Origin of the sequence: Actinopolymorpha sp. NPDC004070 (assembly GCF_040610475.1) — a bacterium.
Taxonomy (GTDB): Bacteria; Actinomycetota; Actinomycetes; order Propionibacteriales; family Actinopolymorphaceae; genus Actinopolymorpha.
On sequence record NZ_JBEXMJ010000006.1, the window covers coordinates 297,073 to 318,246 of the forward strand.

The 21,174-nt window shown below is 71.5% G+C and carries 21 protein-coding genes; 6 read left to right on the forward strand and 15 right to left on the reverse strand.

The features are described 5' to 3' along the window. Positions 1-5 precede the first annotated feature (5 nt). Both ABZV93_RS13860 and ABZV93_RS13865 read left to right on the forward strand, forming a co-directional pair. A complete protein-coding gene (locus ABZV93_RS13860; protein ID WP_354934679.1) occupies positions 6-383 on the forward strand; it encodes a hypothetical protein in 378 nt (125 codons plus the stop codon). A 135-nt stretch (positions 384-518) separates the two neighbouring features. Continuing rightward, complete coding sequence (locus ABZV93_RS13865; RefSeq protein ID WP_354934682.1) at positions 519-884, forward strand: metalloregulator ArsR/SmtB family transcription factor; 366 nt, start codon at positions 519-521, stop codon at positions 882-884. Positions 885-958: 74 nt separating this feature from the next. Here the strand turns inward: ABZV93_RS13865 and ABZV93_RS13870 are convergent, their stop codons facing one another. The 3 genes from ABZV93_RS13870 to ABZV93_RS13880 are packed head-to-tail and all read right to left on the reverse strand — an operon-like array spanning position 959 to position 4,390. Further along, complete coding sequence (locus ABZV93_RS13870; RefSeq protein ID WP_354934685.1) at positions 959-1,705, reverse strand: succinate dehydrogenase/fumarate reductase iron-sulfur subunit; 747 nt, start codon at positions 1,703-1,705, stop codon at positions 959-961. Further along, positions 1,702-3,684, reverse strand: a complete 1,983-nt coding sequence (locus ABZV93_RS13875; RefSeq protein WP_354934688.1) for a fumarate reductase/succinate dehydrogenase flavoprotein subunit — start codon at positions 3,682-3,684, stop codon at positions 1,702-1,704. Before ABZV93_RS13875 ends, ABZV93_RS13870 begins: the two co-directional genes overlap by 4 nt. A gap of 1 nt (position 3,685) precedes the next feature. Next, entirely contained in the window at positions 3,686-4,390 is a 705-nt protein-coding gene (locus ABZV93_RS13880; protein ID WP_354934691.1) for a succinate dehydrogenase cytochrome b subunit, read from the reverse strand. Positions 4,391-4,473: 83 nt separating this feature from the next. On the opposite strand from ABZV93_RS13880, the gene ABZV93_RS13885 reads away from it, so the two are divergent. Next, positions 4,474-5,466 carry a LysR substrate-binding domain-containing protein gene (locus ABZV93_RS13885; RefSeq protein ID WP_354934694.1) on the forward strand — a complete coding sequence of 331 codons (993 nt, stop codon included), beginning with the start codon at positions 4,474-4,476 and terminating at the stop codon, positions 5,464-5,466. 18 nt (positions 5,467-5,484) lie between these two features. Here the strand turns inward: ABZV93_RS13885 and ligD are convergent, their stop codons facing one another. The 7 genes from ligD to ABZV93_RS13920 all read right to left on the reverse strand — a co-directional run bounded on the left by ligD (position 5,485) and on the right by ABZV93_RS13920 (position 11,904). Then, on the reverse strand, positions 5,485-6,525 hold the full coding sequence (gene ligD, locus ABZV93_RS13890; RefSeq protein ID WP_354934697.1) for a non-homologous end-joining DNA ligase: 1,041 nt from the start codon (positions 6,523-6,525) through the stop codon (positions 5,485-5,487). Between the two features lie 7 nt (positions 6,526-6,532). Then, positions 6,533-7,648: a methyltransferase domain-containing protein gene (locus tag ABZV93_RS13895; protein ID WP_354934700.1), complete on the reverse strand. Its 1,116-nt coding sequence runs from the start codon at positions 7,646-7,648 to the stop codon at positions 6,533-6,535. 375 nt (positions 7,649-8,023) lie between these two features. Then, positions 8,024-8,371, reverse strand: coding sequence for a hypothetical protein (locus tag ABZV93_RS13900; protein WP_354934703.1), 348 nt, complete (start codon positions 8,369-8,371; stop codon positions 8,024-8,026). Continuing rightward, positions 8,368-9,009: a PadR family transcriptional regulator gene (locus tag ABZV93_RS13905; protein ID WP_354934706.1), complete on the reverse strand. Its 642-nt coding sequence runs from the start codon at positions 9,007-9,009 to the stop codon at positions 8,368-8,370. The genes ABZV93_RS13900 and ABZV93_RS13905 overlap by 4 nt, the downstream gene beginning before the upstream one ends. 175 nt (positions 9,010-9,184) lie before the next feature. After that, positions 9,185-10,093, reverse strand: a complete 909-nt coding sequence (locus tag ABZV93_RS13910; protein WP_354934709.1) for an LLM class F420-dependent oxidoreductase — start codon at positions 10,091-10,093, stop codon at positions 9,185-9,187. A 137-nt stretch (positions 10,094-10,230) separates the two neighbouring features. Continuing rightward, on the reverse strand, positions 10,231-10,671 hold the full coding sequence (locus tag ABZV93_RS13915) for an Lrp/AsnC family transcriptional regulator (RefSeq protein ID WP_354934712.1): 441 nt from the start codon (positions 10,669-10,671) through the stop codon (positions 10,231-10,233). A gap of 90 nt (positions 10,672-10,761) precedes the next feature. Beyond that, positions 10,762-11,904, reverse strand: a complete 1,143-nt coding sequence (locus ABZV93_RS13920) for a Xaa-Pro peptidase family protein (RefSeq protein ID WP_354934714.1) — start codon at positions 11,902-11,904, stop codon at positions 10,762-10,764. 114 nt (positions 11,905-12,018) lie between these two features. Here ABZV93_RS13920 and ABZV93_RS13925 point away from each other — a divergent pair, with 114 nt between their 5' ends. The 3 genes from ABZV93_RS13925 (at position 12,019) to ABZV93_RS13935 (ending at position 14,794) form a co-directional block, all read left to right on the forward strand. Next, on the forward strand, positions 12,019-12,486 hold the full coding sequence (locus tag ABZV93_RS13925; protein WP_354934717.1) for a YbaK/EbsC family protein: 468 nt from the start codon (positions 12,019-12,021) through the stop codon (positions 12,484-12,486). A gap of 94 nt (positions 12,487-12,580) precedes the next feature. Next, positions 12,581-13,768: a winged helix DNA-binding domain-containing protein gene (locus ABZV93_RS13930; protein WP_354934720.1), complete on the forward strand. Its 1,188-nt coding sequence runs from the start codon at positions 12,581-12,583 to the stop codon at positions 13,766-13,768. 84 nt (positions 13,769-13,852) lie between these two features. Then, positions 13,853-14,794: a 5'-3' exonuclease gene (locus ABZV93_RS13935; protein WP_354934723.1), complete on the forward strand. Its 942-nt coding sequence runs from the start codon at positions 13,853-13,855 to the stop codon at positions 14,792-14,794. 12 nt (positions 14,795-14,806) lie between these two features. Here the strand turns inward: ABZV93_RS13935 and ABZV93_RS13940 are convergent, their stop codons facing one another. From ABZV93_RS13940 to tatA, 5 genes are all read right to left on the reverse strand, one after another. Next, positions 14,807-15,895, reverse strand: a complete 1,089-nt coding sequence (locus ABZV93_RS13940) for a glycoside hydrolase family 172 protein (protein WP_354934726.1) — start codon at positions 15,893-15,895, stop codon at positions 14,807-14,809. A gap of 127 nt (positions 15,896-16,022) precedes the next feature. Then, positions 16,023-18,764, reverse strand: a complete 2,742-nt coding sequence (locus tag ABZV93_RS13945; RefSeq protein WP_354934729.1) for a DEAD/DEAH box helicase — start codon at positions 18,762-18,764, stop codon at positions 16,023-16,025. Positions 18,765-18,817: 53 nt separating this feature from the next. Continuing rightward, a complete protein-coding gene (locus tag ABZV93_RS13950; RefSeq protein WP_354934732.1) occupies positions 18,818-19,702 on the reverse strand; it encodes a diacylglycerol kinase in 885 nt (294 codons plus the stop codon). A gap of 100 nt (positions 19,703-19,802) precedes the next feature. Further along, the gene (gene tatC / locus ABZV93_RS13955; RefSeq protein ID WP_354934735.1) at positions 19,803-20,660 is read right to left on the reverse strand and encodes a twin-arginine translocase subunit TatC; all 858 of its coding nucleotides are present in this window, start codon (positions 20,658-20,660) and stop codon (positions 19,803-19,805) included. Between the two features lie 52 nt (positions 20,661-20,712). After that, a complete protein-coding gene (gene tatA / locus ABZV93_RS13960; protein WP_354934738.1) occupies positions 20,713-21,009 on the reverse strand; it encodes a Sec-independent protein translocase subunit TatA in 297 nt (98 codons plus the stop codon). Positions 21,010-21,174 lie beyond the last annotated feature (165 nt).

The window sequence follows — 21,174 nt, forward strand, 5'->3', positions numbered from 1 at the left end:
TCACGTTGATCACGCCGACGAAGTCGGCGTACTCCCCGCTGGTCGCCACCCTGGACTCCGACCTCGCGAACGTCTCGGTGTCCACGGTGATCCGGGACACCGACCGCAGCGCACACCGGTGCGTGCCGCAGTCGGCCGCGCTCGTCGCCGCGTTCTGCTGGGACGAGCAGGACTCCAGCACCCAGGCGTGGTATCCGCAGGCCGTCACGACGACGGCGGACGCCAACGTCCGCGCCACCTACGCGGGCTCGGAGGTGATCCTGGCCAGTTGGTACGACGCGGACGACGACGGCATCGACAAGGGTGTGCGGCTGACGGACTCCAGCCGGACGGGACCTACCAGGCGCACGACCTGCCCTACGTGGTGCCCCCAACCAGGGTGACCTCGCGACCTACGAGCCGGGCGGAGCTGTGCAGCGTTCGGTGTTCGCGATCCGGCCGTCGGCGTACTGACCGACGGCAGCACCTGGCCACCCGGGGGAGTTGCGGCCTACATGCCCGCGTGGTTATGTAGCCGTATGGCGACAAGCTTCGAGGTGCTGGCCGAGCCCACTCGCCGGCGCATCCTGGACCTGCTGCTGGAACGCCCCCGCTCGGTGGGCGAGCTGGTGGAGCAGCTGCGGCTCAGCCAACCCGGTACGTCCAAGCATCTGCGGGTGCTGCGGGACAACGGTTTCGTCCGGGTCCGCCAGGACGCCCAGCGGCGGTGGTACGAGATCCGCCCCGAACCCCTCGCCGAGGTGGACGCCTGGCTGGCGCCCTACCGCAGACTGTGGGACCACCATCTCGACGCGCTCGAACGCCACCTCGACGCCATGCCCGAAGACGCGCCCGGAACCGGGCCGGACGGCGCACGAGGGGCCGGTTCGCGACCGGGGTCCTGACCGTACTCCCCCGCACGTCAAGGCGCCCCTGACAGCTGTCAGGGGCGCCTTGACGTAGGAAGGAAGCGGGAGCCTCAGCGGCGGCGCCTGGTCGAGGCCCGCAGGAACTCGCGGTTCATGTCGGCGATGCTCTGCATCGGGATTCCCTTGGGGCACGCCGAGGTGCAGGCGCCGACGTTGGTGCAGCCGCCGAAGCCCTCCTCGTCCATGGCCGACACCATGTCCATGACCCGGCCCTCGCGTTCGGGGGCGCCCTGCGGCAGTGCGTTGAGGTGGTTGATCTTCGCGCTGGTGAACAGCATCGCCGAGCCGTTCGGGCAGGCCGCCACGCAGGCGCCGCAGCCGATGCACTCCGCGTGCTCGAAGGCGTAGTCGGCCGCCTCCTTGGGAACCGCGGTGGCGTGCGCGTCCGGCGCGCTGCCCGTCGGGGCGGTGATGTAGCCGCCCGCCTGGATCACCCGGTCGAACGCCGAGCGGTCGACCACGAGGTCCTTCACCACCGGGAAGGCCGAGGCCCGCCACGGCTCCACGTCGATCGTGTCGCCGTCGGAGAAGTGCCGCATGTGCAGCTGGCACGTGGTGGTGCGTTCGGGGCCGTGCGCCTGGCCGTTGATGACCATGCCGCACGCGCCACAGATGCCCTCACGGCAGTCGTGGTCGAAGGCCACCGGCTCCTCACCGCGCAGGATGAGGTCCTCGTTGAGGATGTCCAGCATCTCCAGGAAGGACATCTCCGGGCTGACGTCCTCGACCCGGTAGGTGACCATGGCGCCCTTGTCGTCGACGGAACGCTGCCGCCAGATGCGCAGGGTGAGGTTCATGCGTAGCTCCGCTGGGTGGGGTGGACGTACTCGAAGCTCAGGTCTTCCTTGTGCAGCACGGGTTCGGCGCCTGCTCCGGACCACTCCCAGGCCGCGACGTAGGTGAAGTTCTCGTCGTCACGCTGCGCCTCGCCCTCCGGGCTCTGGCTCTCCTCGCGGAAGTGGCCGCCGCAGGACTCCGAACGGTGCAGGGCGTCCAGGCACATCAGCTCGGCGAGCTCCAGGAAGTCCGCGACCCGGTTCGCCTTCTCCAGCGACTGGTTGAGCTCGTACCCCGTGCCCGGCACCTTCACCCGGCGCCAGAACTCCTCCCGCAGCTGGGGAATCCGCTCCAACGCCTTGCGCAGGCCGGCCTCGTTGCGCGCCATTCCACACTCGTCCCACATCAGCTCACCGAGCTCGCGGTGGAAGGAGTCCGGCGTACGGTCGCCGTCGACGGCCAGCAGCCTGCGCAAGCGGTCGTTGACACCGGCGACGACCGCGGAGACCTCCGGGTGGTCCGGTGCGACCTTCTCGTTGGGAGCGGTGGCGAGGTAGTCGTTGATCGTCGCGGGCAGGACGAAGTAGCCGTCCGCGAGCCCCTGCATCAGCGCACTGGCGCCGAGCCGGTTGGCGCCGTGGTCGGAGAAGTTCGCCTCCCCGATCGCGAACAGCCCCGGCACGGTGGTGGACAGGTCGTAGTCGACCCACAGCCCGCCCATCGTGTAGTGGACCGCGGGATAGATGCGCATCGGCCGGGTGTAAGGATCCTCGGCGGTGATCCGCTCGTACATCTCGAACAGGTTGCCGTAGCGCTCCTCGACCTTCTCCCGGCCCATCCGCGCGATCGCGTCGGCGAAGTCGAGGTAGACGCCCTGGCCTCCGGGTCCGACGCCCCTGCCCTCGTCGCAGACGTTCTTCGCCGCCCGGGAGGCGATGTCGCGCGGCACGAGGTTGCCGAAGGAGGGGTAGATGCGTTCGAGGTAGTAGTCGCGCTCGTCCTCGGGGATCTGCTCCGGCGGCCGGTCGTCGCCCTTGGCCTTCGGCACCCAGATCCGGCCGTCGTTGCGCAGCGACTCGCTCATCAACGTGAGCTTGGACTGGTGGTCGCCCGAGCGCGGGATGCAGGTGGGGTGGATCTGGGTGAAGCAGGGATTGCCGAAGTACGCACCGCGCCGGTGTGCCCGCCAGATCGCGGTTGCGTTGGAGTTCTTGGCGTTGGTGGACAGGTAGAAGACGTTGCCGTACCCACCGGAGGCGAGCACCACCGCGTCGGCGAGGTGGATCGAGATCTGGCCGGTCACCAGGTCGCGGGCCACGATGCCGCGGGCGCGACCGTCGACGACGATCAGGTCCAGCATCTCGGTGCGGGCGTGCATCTCGATGTTGCCGGCGTCGATCTGGCGGCACAGCGCCTGGTACGCCCCGAGGAGCAACTGCTGGCCCGTCTGGCCGCGGGCGTAGAACGTGCGCGAGACCTGCACGCCGCCGAAGGACCGGGTGTCCAGCAGGCCACCGTACTCACGGGCGAACGGCACGCCCTGGGCGACGCACTGGTCGATGATCTCCACCGACACCTCGGCCAGCCGGTGCACGTTCGACTCACGGGAGCGGAAGTCGCCGCCCTTCACGGTGTCGTAGAAGAGCCGGTGCACCGAGTCGCCGTCGTTGCGGTAGTTCTTCGCGGCGTTGATCCCGCCCTGCGCTGCGATCGAGTGCGCCCGGCGCGGGGAGTCCTGGTAGCAGAACTGCACCACGCGGTAGCCCTGCTCGGCCAGGGTCGCGCCGGCCGAACCACCGGCCAGGCCGGTGCCGACGACGATCACCGTGTGCTTGCGGCGGTTGGCGGGGTTGACCAGCTTCGCCTCGAACCGGCGGCGGCCCCACCGCTCCTCGATCGGGCCGTCGGGTGCCTTGTGGTCGACGATCGGGGCGCCGAGGACGTACGGCAGGTCGGTACGGGAGGTCTCGAACTCGGAGGTGTCGAACTCAGATGTCATGTCAGCTCACGACTCCGGTCATGACCGCGACGGGGACGACCAGGAAGCCGGCCGTGAGCACCACCGCGAGGACGTTCGCGGTGGCCTTCAGGCCGCGGTCGCGGGCACGGTTGTTGGCGCCCAGGGTCTGCGCGGCACTCCAGAAGCCGTGCCGGATGTGCAGTCCCAGGGCGAGCATGGCGAGGATGTAGACGACGTTGACGTACCACACGCGGAAGTCGGCGACGACGTTCTCGTACGGGTGGTGCGCGCGCCCGAGCGGGTTGATGGTGAGTGTGGTCAGGTCCAGGATGTGCCACACGATGAACAGGCCGAGGATGACGCCGCCCCAGCGCATCGTGCGGGTGGCGTAACTGGTGCGCGCCGGCGGCCGGTGCTGGTACCTGCTCGGCCGGGCCGACACGTCGCGGCGGCTCAGTTGGTACGCCGCGATGCCGTGGGCGACGACGGCGCCGACCAGCACCACGCGCTGCACCCAGAGGAAGCCCGAGGAGGGCAGCGCCGGCGAACCGATGGTCCGCAGCCAGCCGGCGTAGTGGTTGAAGTCCGCCGCGCCGAAGAAGATCTTGAGATTGCCGAGCATGTGGACGACCAGGAAGGCCAGCATGATCACGCCGGTGCCGGCCATGACCGCTTTCTTACCGATGGTCGAGGACCACAACGTTCGGGCCACGGACGGCCGGGCCGCACCTGTCGCCAATGCCATGAGTCCCCACGGTAGAAGCCGGTTGGCGACAGGTCCAAGACATGGATTAGCTTGTTTCGATAGCTAGCGGCTATGGTAACCGTGTGCAGCTGCAGCAACTCGCCTACTTCGTCGCGGTCGCCGAACTCCGGCACTTCACCCGGGCCGCGGAGCGCGTGCACGTCGCCCAGCCATCGCTGTCCCAGCAGATCCGCGCCCTGGAACGGGAACTTGGCGCCGAGCTGTTCCGCCGGGCCCGGGGCAACATCGCGTTGACAGACGCCGGTGAAGCCCTGCTGCCGTTGGCCCGCCGGATCCTCGCCGACACCGACACCGCGCGCCTGGAGGTCCAGGAGCTCGTACAGCTGCGCCGCGGCCGGGTCCGCCTGGGCGCCACGCCGAGCCTGTGCACCGGCCTCCTGCCGGACGTGCTGCGCGCGTACCACCAGCGCTACCCCGGCATCCACCTGATCATCGAGGAGGCCGGCTCCCGTGATCTCGTCCGCGAGGTCGCCACCGGAAACCTCGACCTCGCCCTGCTGATCCTCCCGCTGCAAAGCCACGACCCGGCACTGGCGACCACCGAGCTCCTGCGCGAGGAGCTGGTGGTGGTCTCCCCGGCCTCCGAGCCACCGCCCTGGGAGGGCGGGCGGTTGCGGATCGAGGACCTGCGCGACCAGCCACTGGTGATGTTCCGGCGGGGGTACGACCTGCGTGAGTTCACCCTGGGCGCCTGCCGCGCGGCGGGATTCGAGCCGACCTTCGCCGTCGAGGGCGGGGAGATGGACGCCGTACTCGGCTTCGTGGAGGCCGGCCTCGGCATGGCCGTGGTGCCACGCATGGTGGCCGACCGGCGCGACTCCGTACGCGTGACCCGGTTCGCCGACCCCGGGCTGCACCGCACCATCGGGCTCGGCCGCCGCAACGACGTCGAGCCCCCGCGCGCCGCCCGGGAGCTGCGGCAGGTGCTGGTCGACTACCTGACCCGGGCAGCCGACGCCAACGACCTCCCGCCGGGCACCCGCGCGATCCGAGCCGGGAGCGGGACCGGGCGCCGCCGGCGTACGCCGAAGGCCGCCACTCCACCCGAGGACTGAGCCCGAGCCCTCAGCACGTCAGGACTCGCGGACCACCTCGTCCGGGTCCTTGTCCGGTCGCAGCCCGCGCCAGACGGGATGGCGCAGGCGCCCGTCCCGGGTCCACTCCGAGAACGCCACCTCGCCGACCAGCACCGGCCGGACCCAGTGGGCGCCGCGCGCCTCCGCCGTGGGCAGCCGCTGGTCGAACGGCTGGGTGCGCTGCTCCAGCGGCGCCAGCCGGGCGGTCAGGTCGGCGAGCTTCCCCTGGTCGAAGCCGGTACCGACCCGCCCCGCGTACACCAGCCGGCCCTCGTCGTACACACCGCACAGCAGGGCGCCGAACGTGCCGGCCCGCGATCCCTCACCGACCCGCCAGCCGGCGATCACCACCTCCTGGGTGCGGAGGTTCTTGACCTTCACCCAGGACGCGCTGCGCCGGCCGGGTTCGTACGGCGCGGACAGGCGCTTGGCCACCACGCCCTCCAGGCCCTGGGCTCGGCTGGTCGCCAGCGCGGCGTCCCCTGCGCCCTCGAACGCGGGCGGAACCTGGCAGTACGCACCAGCCAGGCCGAGTCCCTCCAGCGCCTCCCGGCGGGCGGTGTAGGGACGGGCCAGCATCGAGGTGCCGTCCAGGGCCAGCAGGTCGAAGACGAGGTAGACGACCGGCGGCTTGCCAGCCCTCGCGGTGCTGCCGGTGCTGCCGGAACTGCCGGCCGCCGCGCGGCGGCGTCCGCGTCCTGAGCCGGGTCCGTGCATGCGGGCCTGGAGCAGCTCGAAGCTCGGCCGTCCCCGCTCGTCCAGAGCGACCACCTCACCGTCCAGCACGCACCGCCGGCCCGGCAGCAGGTCCGCGACCGCGCCCACCTCCGGATAGGTGGTGGTGAAGTCACGACCGGACCGGCCGAGCAGTATGACCTGCCCGTCGGCGACGTAGGCGACCGCCCGGACTCCGTCCCACTTCATCTCGAACGCCCAGCGGTGCTGGTCGGCGGCCGGTGGCATCGATCCGGGCGTCGCCAGCATCGGCGCGACGTGTGGCAGCCCGGGGAGTCCGGGTGGCCCGGGGAGTTCGGTCACCCCTCGATCATCGCCGGTCGTACGCCCAGATCGTGCTGGTCGTGCCGAGCAGCCGGACCTCGTGCCGGTCCCGCAGCCGAAGCGTGGCCGGGACCGCCTGCTTCGGCAGCTCCGGCACCAGCAGGACGACCCGTCCGCCCGGGCGGGTCACCCGGGCCAGCTCGGCCATCACGTCGGCGATCCACACCGCCGGGTCACCCTGCACGGCGTACTGACGCCCGAACGGCAGGTTGGACACGACGGCGTCCACGGACGCGTCCGGCAGGTCGAGGTCGCGAACGTCGCCGTCCTGCACGTGCGGGGTGTCGGCGTTGCGCCGGCTGGCCGAGACCGCGCTGGCGTCGATGTCGCGGCCCTCGACGTCCCAGCCCACCGCCTTGGCCTCGGCGAGGATCGTGCCCGAGCCGCAGCACGGGTCCAGCAGGGTGCCGGACAGGCCGGACCTGTCAGCCCTGTCCGCCCTGCCCGGCGAGCCGGGCTTGCCGGATCTGTCCGGTCGACGGCCCGGCGGGTCGCCGGCCAGCGCCACCATCGCGGCGGCGAGCGGCGGGCGCAGCGCACCGGGACGTTCGGACTCACGGCCGCCGTGCTGGCGCATCCGTACGGTCGTCAGCCGCAGGCCGGCGACGAACCGGCCCTTGACGTACTCCAGTGCCCACACCTCGATCTGGGCGGGGTCGTCGGGCCGCCAGCCGGGCTCGGCGTCACTCACCCCGGCGTCCAGCGCCCGGCGCAGCTCGGTCCGCTTCCACGTGCGCTCCTGCAACACCCTGGCCACGACGCGGTACGTCAGTCGCTGCCGCCCACCCCGTCCACGGCTACCGGTGCCCGGGTGCGTCGACCGCCACAACCCGGTGGCGGCCTCCAGCCGGCCCGGGCGCAGGACCCGGCGCACGATCCACGGTGGCTTGTCCCCTTCGGACCGGAAGGTCCGGCCGAGCTCGACGAACACGTCGTCGGCCGTACGCAGGCGCAGGAGGGCGGCCTCGCGTCCGGCGTCGACGGTGCACAGAACGACGTCCGCACGCCCGTCGTTGCCGACGTCGGTGACCTCCACGCCGGGCAGGCCGGCCAGCTCGCGTTGGACCAGCGGGGCGAGTCCGGGAGCGGCGAGCACGAACATCCGGCTCGTCCCCTGCGGTCCCGCCGTCTGCGGGCGTTCGGGCCGCTTCTGGTCCGAGCGCCTGGGTTCGGAACGTTTCTGGTCGGAACGCTTTTGTGCCGAACCACGCCGCTCGTGCCGCTCGTGGCGCTCGGGCTCGGTCTCCGGACGCGGGCGGCCCCGGTCACCGGGACGCCCTGGCCTGCCCGATCCACCTGCTCCGCGGGTCCCGCCACTTCTGCCGGCCGCGCCGGTCCCACCGGTCCCACCTGGACGGCCGGAACGGCCCGCCGACTGCCTGCCCGAACGTTGTGTCATAGGCGGGTCAGCCTATGGCATGCCCCGTACCCGGCACCGGGCCGCGACCCGCCTGGTGAGCCGCGGCCGGGCGTACGCTCAACCGGCGTTGCCGGCCTCTGCGGGACCACCGCTGCCGGCGGCCGGATCAGGTGCGTCCTCACCCTGCAGCGTGGACCCACCGGTGGCGACCGTCACGGCCACGTCCGGGTGAGGGAAGCGGACCTGCACGGACATCTCGCCCCCGGTGTCACCCGTCAGCCGGGAGCCCTTGAGCGGGCCGTCGAAGAGCAGTCGGTGTGACTCCTCGATCACCTCCCGGCCGCGCAGGTGCAGGCCGAAGAAGGTGACGTACGACGCGCCGGCGTACGCACCACTGTTCACCGCCGAACGCCGACTGTCGATCGGGTCGCTCGGCCGGGTGTTGGCGAACGCATCTCGGGTCACCTCCGTCGCTGCTCCTCCTCGTCGGTGGCCGCGTCCAATCCCTGGTGCGGTCCCAGATCAGCGCCGGTCAGTGGTGACGTCCAGGTCAGGTCGCCGACCCTGATGTCGGCGAGCAGGCCGCGTACCCACTGCAGTTCGGCGGCCGTGGCGGCACGGGCGTACTCCAGTTCCAGCAGAAGCAGCCGCGGCAGCCCGCCGGCGCGCAGGGTCTCCATCACCCCGTCGAGGGTGGCCATGCTGCCCTCCAGGCCGGCCACCCGGGTGCCGAGGCTGCGCACGGCCTCCTCGACCGGCAGGCAGCCCAGCAGCGACACGGCGGCGGTGAACGTCGGCCGGTCCCCGTCGGTCCGCTCCAGCAGGCCGCGCAGCCGCGCGGCGAGCTCGGCCCGGCCGTCGGCAGTGATCTGGTAGACCGTGCGCTCCGGCCGCCGGCCCTCCCGACTGGTCTCCACCGGGACGATCAGCTCGTCGTTCATCAACCGGTCGACAGCGTGGTAGAGGCTGCGGGGAAGCCCGGTGATGTAGTCCTTGTGCGTGTCGACGATGAGCCGGTGCAGCTCGTAGGGGTGCCGCGGCCCCTGCAGCAGCAACGCGAGCACGGTGAGGCCCACCAGGTCGGCGGACTGCCGGCGGACCACGTGGCGCCCTCCCCCGGCGGCCGGCCCGCCACCGATCGCACCGCGCCCCGGCAGCACGGCGAGTCGACCGCCGGCCCTTGTTAGCGCTATGCCCTATTGCAGATTGCAATAAGGCACAGCGTAGAGAGCGTAGGCCTGCGGGGTGAACGGTTCGGAGAAACCGAAGCTCGCGGGCTCAACGACCTGCCGGCACGATCGCCTCGATGTCGGGCACGAGCTCACCCAGCAGTTCGAGCGACTCCTCGTCCCACGGTCCGGGCGGCGCGACGATCGCGTGGTCCATGCCGGACGCCGCGAGCTCGGCCAGCCGTTCGAGCACCCGCGCCGGCGAGTCGGTGCCGTCCCGCCCGTCCCGGGAGATCGCCACCGACATGGCGATCGTCTTCTCGATCTCGTCGTAGTCGCGCCCCTCGGCCTCGCAGTGCTCGCGCAGGACGGCGAGCTTGTGCTTACGGACCGCCTCACCGTCCGGGATGTCGAAGAGGTTGCAGGCGTCGGCGTACTTCGCGACGTACCGCAGCGTCCGGCGCTCCCCCATCCCTCCGACGAGGATCGGCGGGTGCGGCCGGGTCAGGGCGTTGGGCGAGTTCAGCGGGTCGGCGAGGTGGTAGTGGTCACCGGCGTAGGGCGACCGGTCGCCCCGCCACATGTGCAACGCGATCCGGAGCACCTCCTCCAGCCGGGCGAAACGCTCCTTCGTCGGCGGGAACGGGATGCCCAGCCCCTCGGCCTCGCGGGCGTTCCAGGCGGCGCCGATGCCCAGCCAGGCCCGGCCACCGGACAGGACGTCGAGCGTGGTCACGGTCTTCACGAGGAGACCAGGATGCCGGTACGGCGCGGCGGTGACGAGGGTGCCGAGCCGGATGCGTTCGGTCTGGCCCGCGGCGTAGGCGAGCGTGGTGTAGCCCTCGAGCATGTCCAGCTCGGCGGGGCCGTTCATGCCGATCTGAAAGAGGTGGTCCATCACCCAGAGGGTGTGGAAGCCGGCCTGATCCGCGATCCGGGCGAGCCGGCCGACGTGGTGGCCGATCCGTTGCGGGCCGTCGGGCCAGGTGAAGTTGGCGATGGACAGGCTGATGCGCATGGGCGCGCTCCTTCGTTAGCTGCCTAACGTTGTGCGGCTAGCATAGCCGGGAAAGGAGCGATGCGAGCGAACCGAACGCAGCGGGCAGCCCGAGCCGGACCGCCGTGTCGACCTGGCCCAGGGGCCTGGGATCTGTCCTAGACGGCCGGCGGGCGGTGTTCGTACGGCGTGGACAACACGATCAGCGAACGGGTGGAGACGTTGGCCTTGGACCGGATCCGGGCCAGCAACTCCTCCAGTGCGCGAGGACTCGTGACCCGGACCTTGAGCAGGTAGTTCTCGTCGCCGGCGACCGAGTGACAGTCCTCGATCTCGGGCACGTCCTGGAGCAGGTCGGGTGAGTCGTCGGGCTGGCTGGGGTCGATCGGCTTGATCGAGATGAACGCCGTCAACGGCAGGTCGAGCGCCTCGTAGTCGACGACCGCGGCGTATCCCTTGATGATTCCGCGCTGCTCCAGCCGGCGGACGCGCTGGTGCACGGCCGAGGTGGACAGGCCGGTGAGCTTGCCCAGCTCGGTGTACGACATCCGGCCGTGGGAAGCGAGCAGCCGGACGATCTGACGGTCGAGGTCCTCCACGCCGGTCACCGTACCGTGCGAACCCTGGACTGGTCAGTCCGCGATCTCACCGCCGGCATCGCCGTCTCGCCGGCCACCTCGGGCACCGCCTCAGCCATCGAGGACCACCAGGTCGCGGGGACGCAGGTTGACCGCCTCCACGCCGGTTTCGGTGACCACCACGATGTCCTCGATCCGGGCGCCGTGCCGGCCCTCGAAGTAGATCCCGGGCTCGATCGAGAACGCCATGCCAAGCTCCAGCGGCAGCGTGTTGCCGGCCACGATGTAGGGCTCCTCGTGGCTTTCCATGCCGATGCCGTGCCCGGTGCGGTGGATGAACTCCTCGCCGTAGCCCGCCTCGGTGATGATCGTGCGCGCGACCGCGTCGACCGACTCGGCGGTGACGCCCGGCCGCACGTGGGCGCAGGCAGCCTCCTGTGCACGCTGGAGAACGTCGTAGTAGCGACGGAACTCCGCCGAGGGCTCGCCGCCCACGGCGTAGGTGCGGGTCTCGTCGGAGCAGTAGCCGGCCGCCGTGGTCCCCCCGATGTCGACCACCACCGGCTCGCCGGCCTGGATCACCCGGTCGGAGACCTCGTGGTGCGGCGAGGCGCCGTTGGGGCCCGATCCCACGATCACGAAGTCGACCTGGACGTGGCCCTCGGCGATGATCGCGTCGTAGATGTCGCGGCCCACCTCGGCCTCGGTGCGGCCCGGGCGCAGCCAGTCACCGACCCGCGCGTGCACCCGGTCGATCGCTGCCCCCGCCGCGCGTAGCTCGGCCACCTCGGCCGGCGTCTTGCGCATCCGCAGCTCGCGCAGGACCTCCCCCGCGAGCTTCTGCTCCACGCCGGGCAGCGAAGCCCGGAAGGCGAGCACCTTCTCCGCCCACATGTGGTTGTCCAGCGCCACCGAGCCGACGCCGGGCAGCAGCTTGGCCACCAGGGCGTAGGGATCCTCGGTCTCCTGCCAGGGAACGATCTCCAGCCCCAGCTCCTCCACTCCGGACGCCTGGGCCGCCGCGCGCTCCAGGCCCGGCACCACCAGCACCGGAGCAGCCTGTGCTGCCCGCCCTGCCTGTGCGGGCAGCAGCAGACAGGTGAGCCGCTCCAGCGGCTTGGCGTCGTAGCCGGTGAGATAGCGCAGGTCGGGACCCGGCGAGACCAGCAGGGCGTCGACACCCGCGGCGGCCGCTGCCGCGCGGGCACGGTCGAGGCGGAGACGCAGGTCGGCGGAAGGCACGGAGGTCGTCACGCGGGCAAGACTAGGCCGCGCCACCGACAGCCCGCTCCGCCTCCCCGGCGACATCCCGGACACCGGCGGAATCCGGGGTGCGGCAGCCGGCCCGGAACGGATAGCTTTCAGCCCATGAGCCCACAGTCCGAGCACGTGGCGGCGACGCTCCGCCGCCTCGGCGCCGCCGGCACGGTGCACGTGTTCGACCAGGAGGTGCCCACCGCCGCCGCGGCCGCCGGCCGGCTCGGCTGCGACGTGGGCGCGATCGCCAACAGCCTGGTCTTCGTGTCCGGCGAGGAGCCTCTCCTCGTCCTCACCAGCGGTGCCCACCGGGTCGACACCAGGTATCTCGCCCGTACGCTCGGCCTGCCGAAGATCCGTCGCGCCGACCCCGAGCAGGTCCTCGCCGCCACCGGGCAGGAGGTTGGCGGCGTCGCACCGGTCGGCCACCCCGCGCCGCTGCGCACCGTCGTCGACCTGTGGCTGGAGAAGTACGACCCGGTGTGGGCCGGCGCCGGCGACCACCTCAGCATGTTCCCCACCAGCTACGCCGAGCTCGTCCGGCTCACCGGAGGAACCCCGGCTCAGGTCGCGCCCTGAGCAGCGCCGAGTGAGCTCGAGGCAGAGTTCGGCGAAACGGCTCGAGCCGACGGAGGCTCCCTGCCCTGTCGGCGGGTGGTGGTAGAAGGTTCGGATGCGAAGCATCAGCATCGAGGAACGCCGTGCCCGGCTGGGCCGCCGCCACCGTCTGTCGGGTGGTGCGCAGGCCGCGGGCCCGGTCGAGGCGGCCGAGGCGGTGGTCGCCCTGCACGCCACCGACCCGGCCACCGTCTTCTTGTCCGTCGCGGCCCGGACCGGCTCCGCGGGCGCGGGGGAAGCGGCGTCGGTCGAGGACGTCGAGAAGGCGCTGTACGCCGAGCGCACGCTGCTGCGGATGCTCGCCATGCGGCGGACGATGTTCGTCGTCCCCACCGTGACCGCGCCGGTGCTGCAGGCGTCCTGCACCCTCGCCGTCGCCGCACAGCAGCGGCGCAGATACACCCAGCTGATCGAGGCCGCCGGCATCGGTGACGGCGCCTGGCTGAAGGACGTCGAGGAGTCCACGGTGCGGGCACTGGCCGCGCGCGGTGAGGCCACCGGCGCCGAGCTCGCCGGCGACGAGCCGCGACTGCGGTCACGGGTGACGATGGCCGAGGGCAAGTCCTACGGCCGCGACCAGAACATCACCACCTGGGTGCTGCTCCTGCTCGCCGCCGACGGCCGGATCGTCCGGGGCCGCCCGCGCGGGTCGTGGACGAGCATCCAGTGGCGGTGGGCGCCGGCCGAGTCGTGGTTGCCGGGCGGCATGCCGGAGCTGCCGGTGGAGATCGCGCGGGCCGAGCTCGTGCGTCGATGGCTGGCGGCGTTCGGCCCGGGCACGGTCGCCGACCTGCGCTGGTGGACCGGCTGGACCGCTCGCGACGTCAAGGCGGCCCTGACGCGGGTGCGGCCGGTGGAGGTCGACCTCGACGGGCAGACCGGGCTGGTCCTGCCCGGCGACGACGAGCCCACGCTTGCGCCGGAGCCGTGGGTGGCGTTCCTTCCCGGCCTGGACCCGACCGCCATGGGCTGGGGTGAACGCTCCTGGTACCTCGGCGAGCACCGGTCCGCGCTCTTCGACCGGTCCGGCAACATCGGCCCCACGGTGTGGGCCGACGGCCGGGTCGTGGGCGGCTGGGCCCAACGTCCTGACGGGGAGGTGGCCTACCGCCTGCTGGAGGACGTCGGCTCCGACGTCGCCCGGGCGGTGGAGGAGCAGGCCGCACGGCTGCACGCCTGGCTGGGCTCGACCAGGGTGGTCCCGAGATTCCGTACGCCGCTGGAGAGGGAGCTCGCTCGCTGACGGCTGCCCGCCGACGGCCCGCCGGTCGTCGTTCCCCGGTCACGCTTCCGGCGAGGTGTCGGTGAAGTCGTCTAGGTTGTCGCCATGCCGAGCGCCGCCAGTGAGAAGACGCTGCTTCTCGACACCGCGTCCTTGTACTTCCGCGCCTTCTTCGGCGTGCCCGACTCCATGCGCGCCCCCGACGGCACGCCGGTCAACGCCGTCCGCGGGCTGCTGGACTTCGTCGCCCGCCTGGTGACCGACCACCGGCCGACCCATCTGGTCGCCTGCTGGGATGACGACTGGCGTCCGCAGTGGCGGGTCGACCTGCTACCGACCTACAAGAGCCACCGCGTGGCCGAGGAGGTGCCGGGCGGGCCGGACGTCGAGGAGGCTCCCGACGCGCTGGAGACCCAGGTGCCGGTGATTCGTGCCGCCCTGGCGGCGCTGGGCATCGCGGTGGTCGGCGCACCGGGATGCGAGGCCGACGACGTCATCGGCACCCTCACCGCGCGCTCGCCCCGGCCGGTCGACGTGGTGACCGGTGACCGCGACCTGTTCCAGCTGGTCGACGACTCCCGCGCCGTCCGCGTTCTCTACACTGCCCGCGGTGTGGGGCGCCTCGACATCGTGGACGAGGCCTGGGTGGCAAAGAAGTACGCCATCCCGGGCCGGGCGTACGCCGATTTCGCCGTGCTGCGGGGAGACCCGTCCGACGGCCTCCCGGGTGTTCCGGGCGTCGGTGACAAGACCGCGGCCGGGCTGATCTCCAAGTACACCGACCTCGACGGGGTGCTCGCCGCGGTCGAGGACGAGAGCAGCGGCCTGGCGCCCGGCCTGCGGCTCAAGCTGCGGCAGGCGGGCGACTACCTCACCGCCGCGCGCGCCGTGGTGGCCGTGCTGCCCGACGCCGAGCTGCCCGAGGTCGACGCCACCCTCCCCGCCTCCCCGGTCGATCCGGACGGCTGGACCGAGCTCGTACGGACGTGGGGGCTCGGCGGTTCGGCCGAGCGGGTGGTGGCCGCACTGGCGCAGCAGGCCGGCTGAGGACGCAGCGGGTCAGGGCTCCAGCGTGTCCCGGTCCGCCAGCGCGGGGAAGGCGGCGTGCGGCTCGGTCTGGTACCAGAACGCCGTGGACGCGATGTCGTCCTCCAGCGGCCGGAAGCGTGCCTGACCGCTCAGCGAGGACTTGAAGCCGAGGGCCTGGACGGTCACCCGCAGGTCGTCGGTGAAGCGGATCGGGTCCTGGACGTGCCAGCGGTACAACCCGAACCTCTGCTGCGTCCGCATGAACCCGTCCGGCACGAGCACCTGCGGCATGCCCAGGTAGGGCGTACTGAACGTGCCGTACGCGCCCTTGGGATGCTCGAACGCCCACGCCCCGCCGAAGTAGTCCTCGGTCCCGGTGCCGCAGATGGTGGGGAACTCCTCGTCCCCGTCCAGGTAGAACTTCAGCTCGCCCTCGCCCCACCAGCCGTCGTGGTGGGACTCCCACGCGATGTAGGTCCCGACGTAGTGGCCCTGGCCGCGCACTCCGGACAGCAGCGTGTGCACCTCGCCGTGCGGCAGCGGGTCGCTGCGCCGCCACTGGGCGTGGAAGTAGGCACGGTCCGGCTCGACCTCGGTGAGGGCGTAGGTGATCTGGTAGAAGAAGCCGCGGACGGGCTCGGGGTCGAGGTTCTCCACGGTGATCCGGGCGTGCCCGCGAAACGGCATCTCCCAGTAGGAGTTGAAGCCGCCGGTGGGGTTGACCGCCACCGGGACCGAGTTGATCTGGGCGAACTCTCCCCAGCCGTGGCAGAAGAAGTCGCCGAGCGGCACCTCGACCGAGGGGCTCTCCTCACCGTCCCAGTAACACCGCAGGACGAGCCGGCGCCACGCCGTCGGCGTGACCGTGATCCACACGTGCTGGATCGCTCCGGGTCCGTCCACGTCGGCCAACGTCACCACCGACTCGCCGGGAATCTCTATGCAGGGACGGACTTTCCAGCCCTGGCCGAGCTCTCGCGCGGCACCTTCCCCCTCGGTGGCGCGCGCACCGCCGGCGCGTGACCCGTCGGGGTTCTCCGCACTGATCGACCTGGTCTGTGCGGACGAGAGCCGGCTCAGGTTGCCCAGGTGCATGCCGAGACCGTTGAAGTCGGACACGGGTTCCTCCGGTGGCGTCAACTCGTGCTTGCGCCGCAAGCCAACCGGATCGGTGGCACCTTCGGCCACCGCCGCGGGTGATCCTGACCGCACGCGGTCAGGATCACCGCTCCTGGTGAACGCCTCCTCAGTCGGCGTCGGAGGCCACCGAGGCGTACGCCACCACACCGCGTCGCAGCGCCTCCACCGTCGCCCGCGCCGTCTTGCGCAGCGGCCCGCCACCGGCCGCGTCGGCCACCTGGTCGGCAAGGTCGAGGATCTGCTTGACCCAGCGCACGAAGTCGCCGGCCGCGAACCCGGTCTCGTCGAGCACGTCGGCCAGCGGCGCGCCGGACGCCCAGCGGTAGGCGGCCCAGGCGAAACCGAGGTCGGGCTCGCGCAGGAAGTCCAGCCGGAAGGAGTCCTCCAGACTGTCCAGGTCGCCCCAGATCCGCACCACCGCGCCGAGCGCCTCGCGGGCCGCGCCGCCAGGCAGCTTGGGTGGCCCGACGTCGTCGGGGGTGCGGGACTCGTACGCCAGTGCCGACAGGCAGGCTGCCAGCTCCGGTGGGGTGAGGTCGTCCCACACGCCCTGGCGCAGCGACTCCGCGGCCACCAGGTCGAGCTCGCTGTAGATGCGGGACAGCCGGTCACCGGCCTCGGTGGTCCGGTCACCCTGGAGGTACTTCAGCTCGTCCAGCACCTCACACACCCGGTCGAACTGCCGGGCGATGGTGTTGGAGCGGGCCTCCACCCGCCGCTGCAGCCCCTCTGTCTCCCGGCCCAGCTTGAAGTAGCGCTCGGCCCAGCGGGCGTGGTCCTCGCGCTCGGAGCAACCGTGGCAGGGATGCGAACGCATTGCCGCGCGCAGGTCCTGCAGGTGCTGGTCGTCCTCGGCCGGAGAACCGCCGCGGCGCCGCCTGGGCAGGTCGGCGTGGTCGGGCGACTTCTGCCGCAGGGTGGATGCCAGGTCGCGGCGGTGCTGGGCGTTGCGCGGGTTGAACGACCGGGGCAGCCGCATCCGGCTGAGCGACTCCACCGGCTGGGGGAAGTCGACCAGGGACAGCTTGCGCACCCGGCGATCCTCGGTCAGCACGGTCGGCCGCGGACCGTCGCCACCGGCCGCGTGCCCGGGGTCGAGGACGACCGCGATGCCCGCCTGCCGCCCGGCGGGGACGGCGATGATGTCCCCGGACCGCAGCCGGCCGAGGGAGTCCACCACTTCCGCGCGCCGGTCGGAGCGACGGCGCTTGGACAGGGAGTTCTCGCGTTCCTTGATCTTCCGGCGCAGCGAGGCGTACTCCATGAAGTCGCCGAGGTGGCACTCCATCGCCTCGCGGTAGCCGTCCATCGCCTCCTCGTTGCGGCGGACCTGGCGGACCAGCCCGACGACGGCCCGGTCGGCCTGGAACTGCGCGAACGACGACTCCAGCAGCTCGCGGGCACGCTCCCGCCCGAACTGGCGGACGAGGTTGACGGCCATGTTGTACGACGGACGGAAACTCGACCGCAGCGGATAGAGCCGGGTGGAGGCGAGGCCGGCGACGGAGGCGGGTTCGAGTCCGGGCTGCCACAGCACGACGCCGTGTCCCTCGACGTCGATGCCGCGCCGGCCGGCCCGCCCGGTGAGCTGGGTGTACTCCCCCGGCGTGATGTCGGCGTGGGTCTGGCCGTTCCACTTGACCAGCTTCTCCAGCACCACCGACCGCGCCGGCATGTTGATTCCCAGGGCGAGCGTCTCGGTGGCGAACACCAGCCGTACGAGGCCCCGGGCGAACAGCACCTCCACGATCTCCTTGAACGTGGGCAGCATCCCGGCGTGGTGCGAGGCGATCCCTCGTTCGAGGCCCTCCAGCCACTCGTGGTAGCCGAGCACCGCGAGGTCCTCCGGCGGCATGTCGGCGGTACGGGACTCCGCGTAGGCGCGGATCTGGGCCGCCTGGTCGGGCCGGGTGAGGCGGATGCCGGCGTAAAGGCACTGCAGCACGGCGGCGTCACAGGCCTGCCGGCTGAAGATGAACACGATCGCCGGCAGCAGCCCCTCGGCCTCCAGCTTCTCCGCGACCTGCGCCCGGCTGGGAGTGAACGCGATCTTGCTTCCGCCACGCGGCTGCCGCCCGCGCCGCGGGCCGCGGTCGTCGCGGCGCGCGACCCGCCAGTGGTCGCGCACGATGCGGGCCAGCTCCGGGTTGACCTTCGCGCTGTCACCGGGCCGCCCGGTGTCGGCGAACAGGTCGTACATCCGCCGGCCGACCATCACGTGCTGGAACAGCGGGACCGGGCGGCGTTCCTCCACCACGATCTCGGTGTGCCCGCGCACCGTGGCCAGCCACTCACCGAACTCCTCGGCGTTGGACACGGTGGCCGACAGCGAAACCAGCTGCACCGACTCGGGAAGGTGGATGATGACCTCCTCCCACGTCGCGCCCCGGAACGGGTCGGCGAGGTAGTGCACCTCGTCCATCACGACGTAGGACAGGCCGCGCAGCGTCGAGGAGCCGGCGTAGAGCATGTTGCGGAGGACCTCGGTGGTCATGACCACCACCGGTGCCTCGCCGTTGATCGTGTTGTCGCCGGTGAGCAGGCCCACGCGTTCGGGGCCGTAGCGCTGGACGAGTTCGGCGAACTTCTGGTTGGACAGTGCCTTGATCGGCGTCGTGTAGAAACACTTGCCGCCGGTCTCCAGCGCACGGTGCACGGCGTACTCGCCCACCACCGTCTTGCCCGAGCCGGTCGGCGCGGCCACCAGCACACCCTTGCCGTCCTCCAACGCGGCGCAGGCGGTGACCTGGAAAGGGTCGAATTCGAAGTCGTAGAGCTGTCGAAACGCCTGGAACGAGGTGCTGTTGGCGGCCTGGAACCGGGCGTACCGCTCCGCCGGGGAGCTCATGACCCCAAGGCTACGGTGTCCCGCCCCCATTCACGCGGGGGCGGGTCGAGCCCTCAGCGCGGCGGCGGGGCGAACACCTGCAGCGCACCCGGGACGCACTCGACGGTCAGCGGGAGCGGGCCCATCCGCTCGCCGTCGGCGTACGCGGTGATCCCCGCCGAGGCGACGCTCACCGTCTTGGCGCGGTACATCGTCACGGCCGGATGCCCGACATGGGTGCCCTTGGACAGCTTCGGGAAGAGACGTACGAGTTCGGCCCGGGACACGGGACCGATCACCGCGACGTCCAGCAGGCCGTCGGCGGGGTCGGCGCCGGCACAGATCCGCAGCCCGCCGCCGTAGGACGGGGTCACGCCGACGGCGACCAGCAGGGCCTCCGCCGGCTCCTCCTCCTGGTCGAGCTCGAGGACGAAACGCTGGGGACGGAAGGTGCCCAGCTCACGGACCACCGCGAGGTCGTACCGCAGCCGCCCGCGTGGCCAGGTCATCCCGGCCACCCGCTCGGCGACGCGGGAGTCGAAACCGGCACAGAGCACCGTGGAGAACAACTGGTCGCCGACCCGGCCGAGGTCCTGCGCCCGGGTGTATCCCGCCACCACGATGTCGGCGGCCGCCAGCGGGTCGCCGACGGGAGCGCCGACGGACCGGGCGAGGTCGTTGCCGGTGCCGGCGGGGATGACGCCGAGCGGTGTGCCGGACTCGGCGACCGCCTGCAGCGCGAGGTTTGCCATGCCGTCGCCGCCGATCACCACCAGGCCGTCGACGCCTCGGGCAACCGCGCGGCGGGCGAGATCGGCCGCCTCGTCGGCGTCCCGTCCGGCTTCCCACCGGGCTCGTATGCCGGCCTCGGTCAGCCGTTCGGTGACCGGCTCGGCGAGCCGGGCACCGCGGCCGCGGCCGGAGGTGGGGTTGACCAGAACCGCGATCTCTCGGAGCACGCGGCGAGCGTAGCGCCCCTGTCGACCTACGGCAGCGGCGGTCTCGAACTCACAGGTGAGCGTGACCTGGCCACCGTGGCCGCTCCGTGGTCGTCGAGGGTCAGTCGTCGCGGCCGGCGCGCTCGATCCCCTCGATGTCGATGCCCTGGGCGATCAGCCGGGCCTTGCGCCGCCGGTCGGTCAGCCGGGCGATCTGCTCCGACGCCAGGAAGAGGATCGTCATCGGGAGGGCCAGGATGAGCATCGTCACCGGGTCGGTGGAGGGCGTGGCGACCGCGGCGAACACGAAGATTCCGAAGATGATCCAGGCGCGCGATCTCGCCAACGTCGCCGAGGACAGCACGCCGACGAGGTTGAGCATGACGACGAAGACCGGAATCTCGAACGCGACGCCGAACACCAGCAGCAGGCGCAGGACGAACGACAAGAAGAGGTCGACGCTCGGATAGTTGGACACCCCACTCGGGGTGAAGTCGATCAGGACGTTCAGGCCCTTGGGCATCGCGTAGTAGCCGACCACCACGCCGCCGATGAACAACGGCGCGGCCGAGCCCATGAACACCATCGTCCACTTGCGCTCGTTGCGGTGGAGCCCGGGCAGGATGAACGCCCACAGCTGGTACAGCCAGACCGGAGAGGACGCCACCAGCCCGGCGATCAGCGCCACCTTCAGCTGCAGCATCAGCGGGCCGGCGACGTCACCGAAGACAAGCTTGACGTCGACCTTCCGCTGCGCCTGGAGGTTCCTGATGGCCATGTCGAGCGGCTCACGCAGCAGGTCGAACAGCTGCGGATAGAAGATCCAGCCGAGAATCATCCCGATCAGGATCGCGCCCACGGCCTTGAACAACCGGGACCGGAGCTCGCGCAGGTGCTCGACGAGCGCCATCCGGCCTTCGGGATCCGGCGGAGGCTTGGAAGTACGCCGGACTCGCAACCGGCCGAGGGACAAGCTCACGACACTCCCAAGTAGGCGCCGCCCCGCTCAGCGCGGGCCGGCGCGGACTGGCTCACCTGTTGGTGCTGTTGGTGTGCTGGGGGTCCTCGACGGGCTGCTGGACCGGCTGCTGACCAGGCTGCTGGTAGGGCTGCTGCGCACCGTTGGTGGTGTTGGGCTGGTGGTAGACCGGCTGCTGCTGCGGGGGCGCGGCGACTTCCTGCGGCTTGTCGTCGTCGCGGACCTCCGACTTGAAGATCTTGAGCGCCTGGCCGAGGCCCTTGGCGGTCTGCGGGAGACGGGTCGCACCGAAGAGCAACACCAGGACGACCCCGATGATGATCAGCTCGGTCGGTCCAAGAGATCCCATGATTAGCCTCTCAGTCGGCGATTCTCGCTCGATGGTACGCCCTGATCCCCCGAACGAGGGATCAGGTCGGCTCAGCCTCCGTGACCGGCCCCGGCCGTGGCACCCCGACCTGATGAGGTCGGACCCCGACGTTCTGTAAGGCGGTCCCGGTGCCGACCGGCTTCG

Bases quoted from the DNA above. Each gene is read 5' to 3' on its own strand.
- ABZV93_RS13935 (WP_354934723.1), top strand. From the start codon at position 13,853: ATGCCGAGCGCCGCCAGTGAGAAGACGCTGCTTCTCGACACCGCGTCC.
- tatA (WP_354934738.1), bottom strand. From the start codon at position 21,009: ATGGGATCTCTTGGACCGACCGAGCTGATCATCATCGGGGTCGTCCTG.
- ABZV93_RS13865 (WP_354934682.1), top strand. From the start codon at position 519: ATGGCGACAAGCTTCGAGGTGCTGGCCGAGCCCACTCGCCGGCGCATC.
- ABZV93_RS13895 (WP_354934700.1), bottom strand. From the start codon at position 7,648: ATGTTCGTGCTCGCCGCTCCCGGACTCGCCCCGCTGGTCCAACGCGAG.
- ABZV93_RS13910 (WP_354934709.1), bottom strand. From the start codon at position 10,093: ATGCGCATCAGCCTGTCCATCGCCAACTTCACCTGGCCCGACGGCCCG.
- ABZV93_RS13880 (WP_354934691.1), bottom strand. From the start codon at position 4,390: ATGGCATTGGCGACAGGTGCGGCCCGGCCGTCCGTGGCCCGAACGTTG.
- ABZV93_RS13945 (WP_354934729.1), bottom strand. From the start codon at position 18,764: ATGAGCTCCCCGGCGGAGCGGTACGCCCGGTTCCAGGCCGCCAACAGC.
- ABZV93_RS13870 (WP_354934685.1), bottom strand. From the start codon at position 1,705: ATGAACCTCACCCTGCGCATCTGGCGGCAGCGTTCCGTCGACGACAAG.
- ABZV93_RS13925 (WP_354934717.1), top strand. From the start codon at position 12,019: ATGAGCCCACAGTCCGAGCACGTGGCGGCGACGCTCCGCCGCCTCGGC.
- ABZV93_RS13875 (WP_354934688.1), bottom strand. From the start codon at position 3,684: ATGACATCTGAGTTCGACACCTCCGAGTTCGAGACCTCCCGTACCGAC.
- ABZV93_RS13930 (WP_354934720.1), top strand. From the start codon at position 12,581: ATGCGAAGCATCAGCATCGAGGAACGCCGTGCCCGGCTGGGCCGCCGC.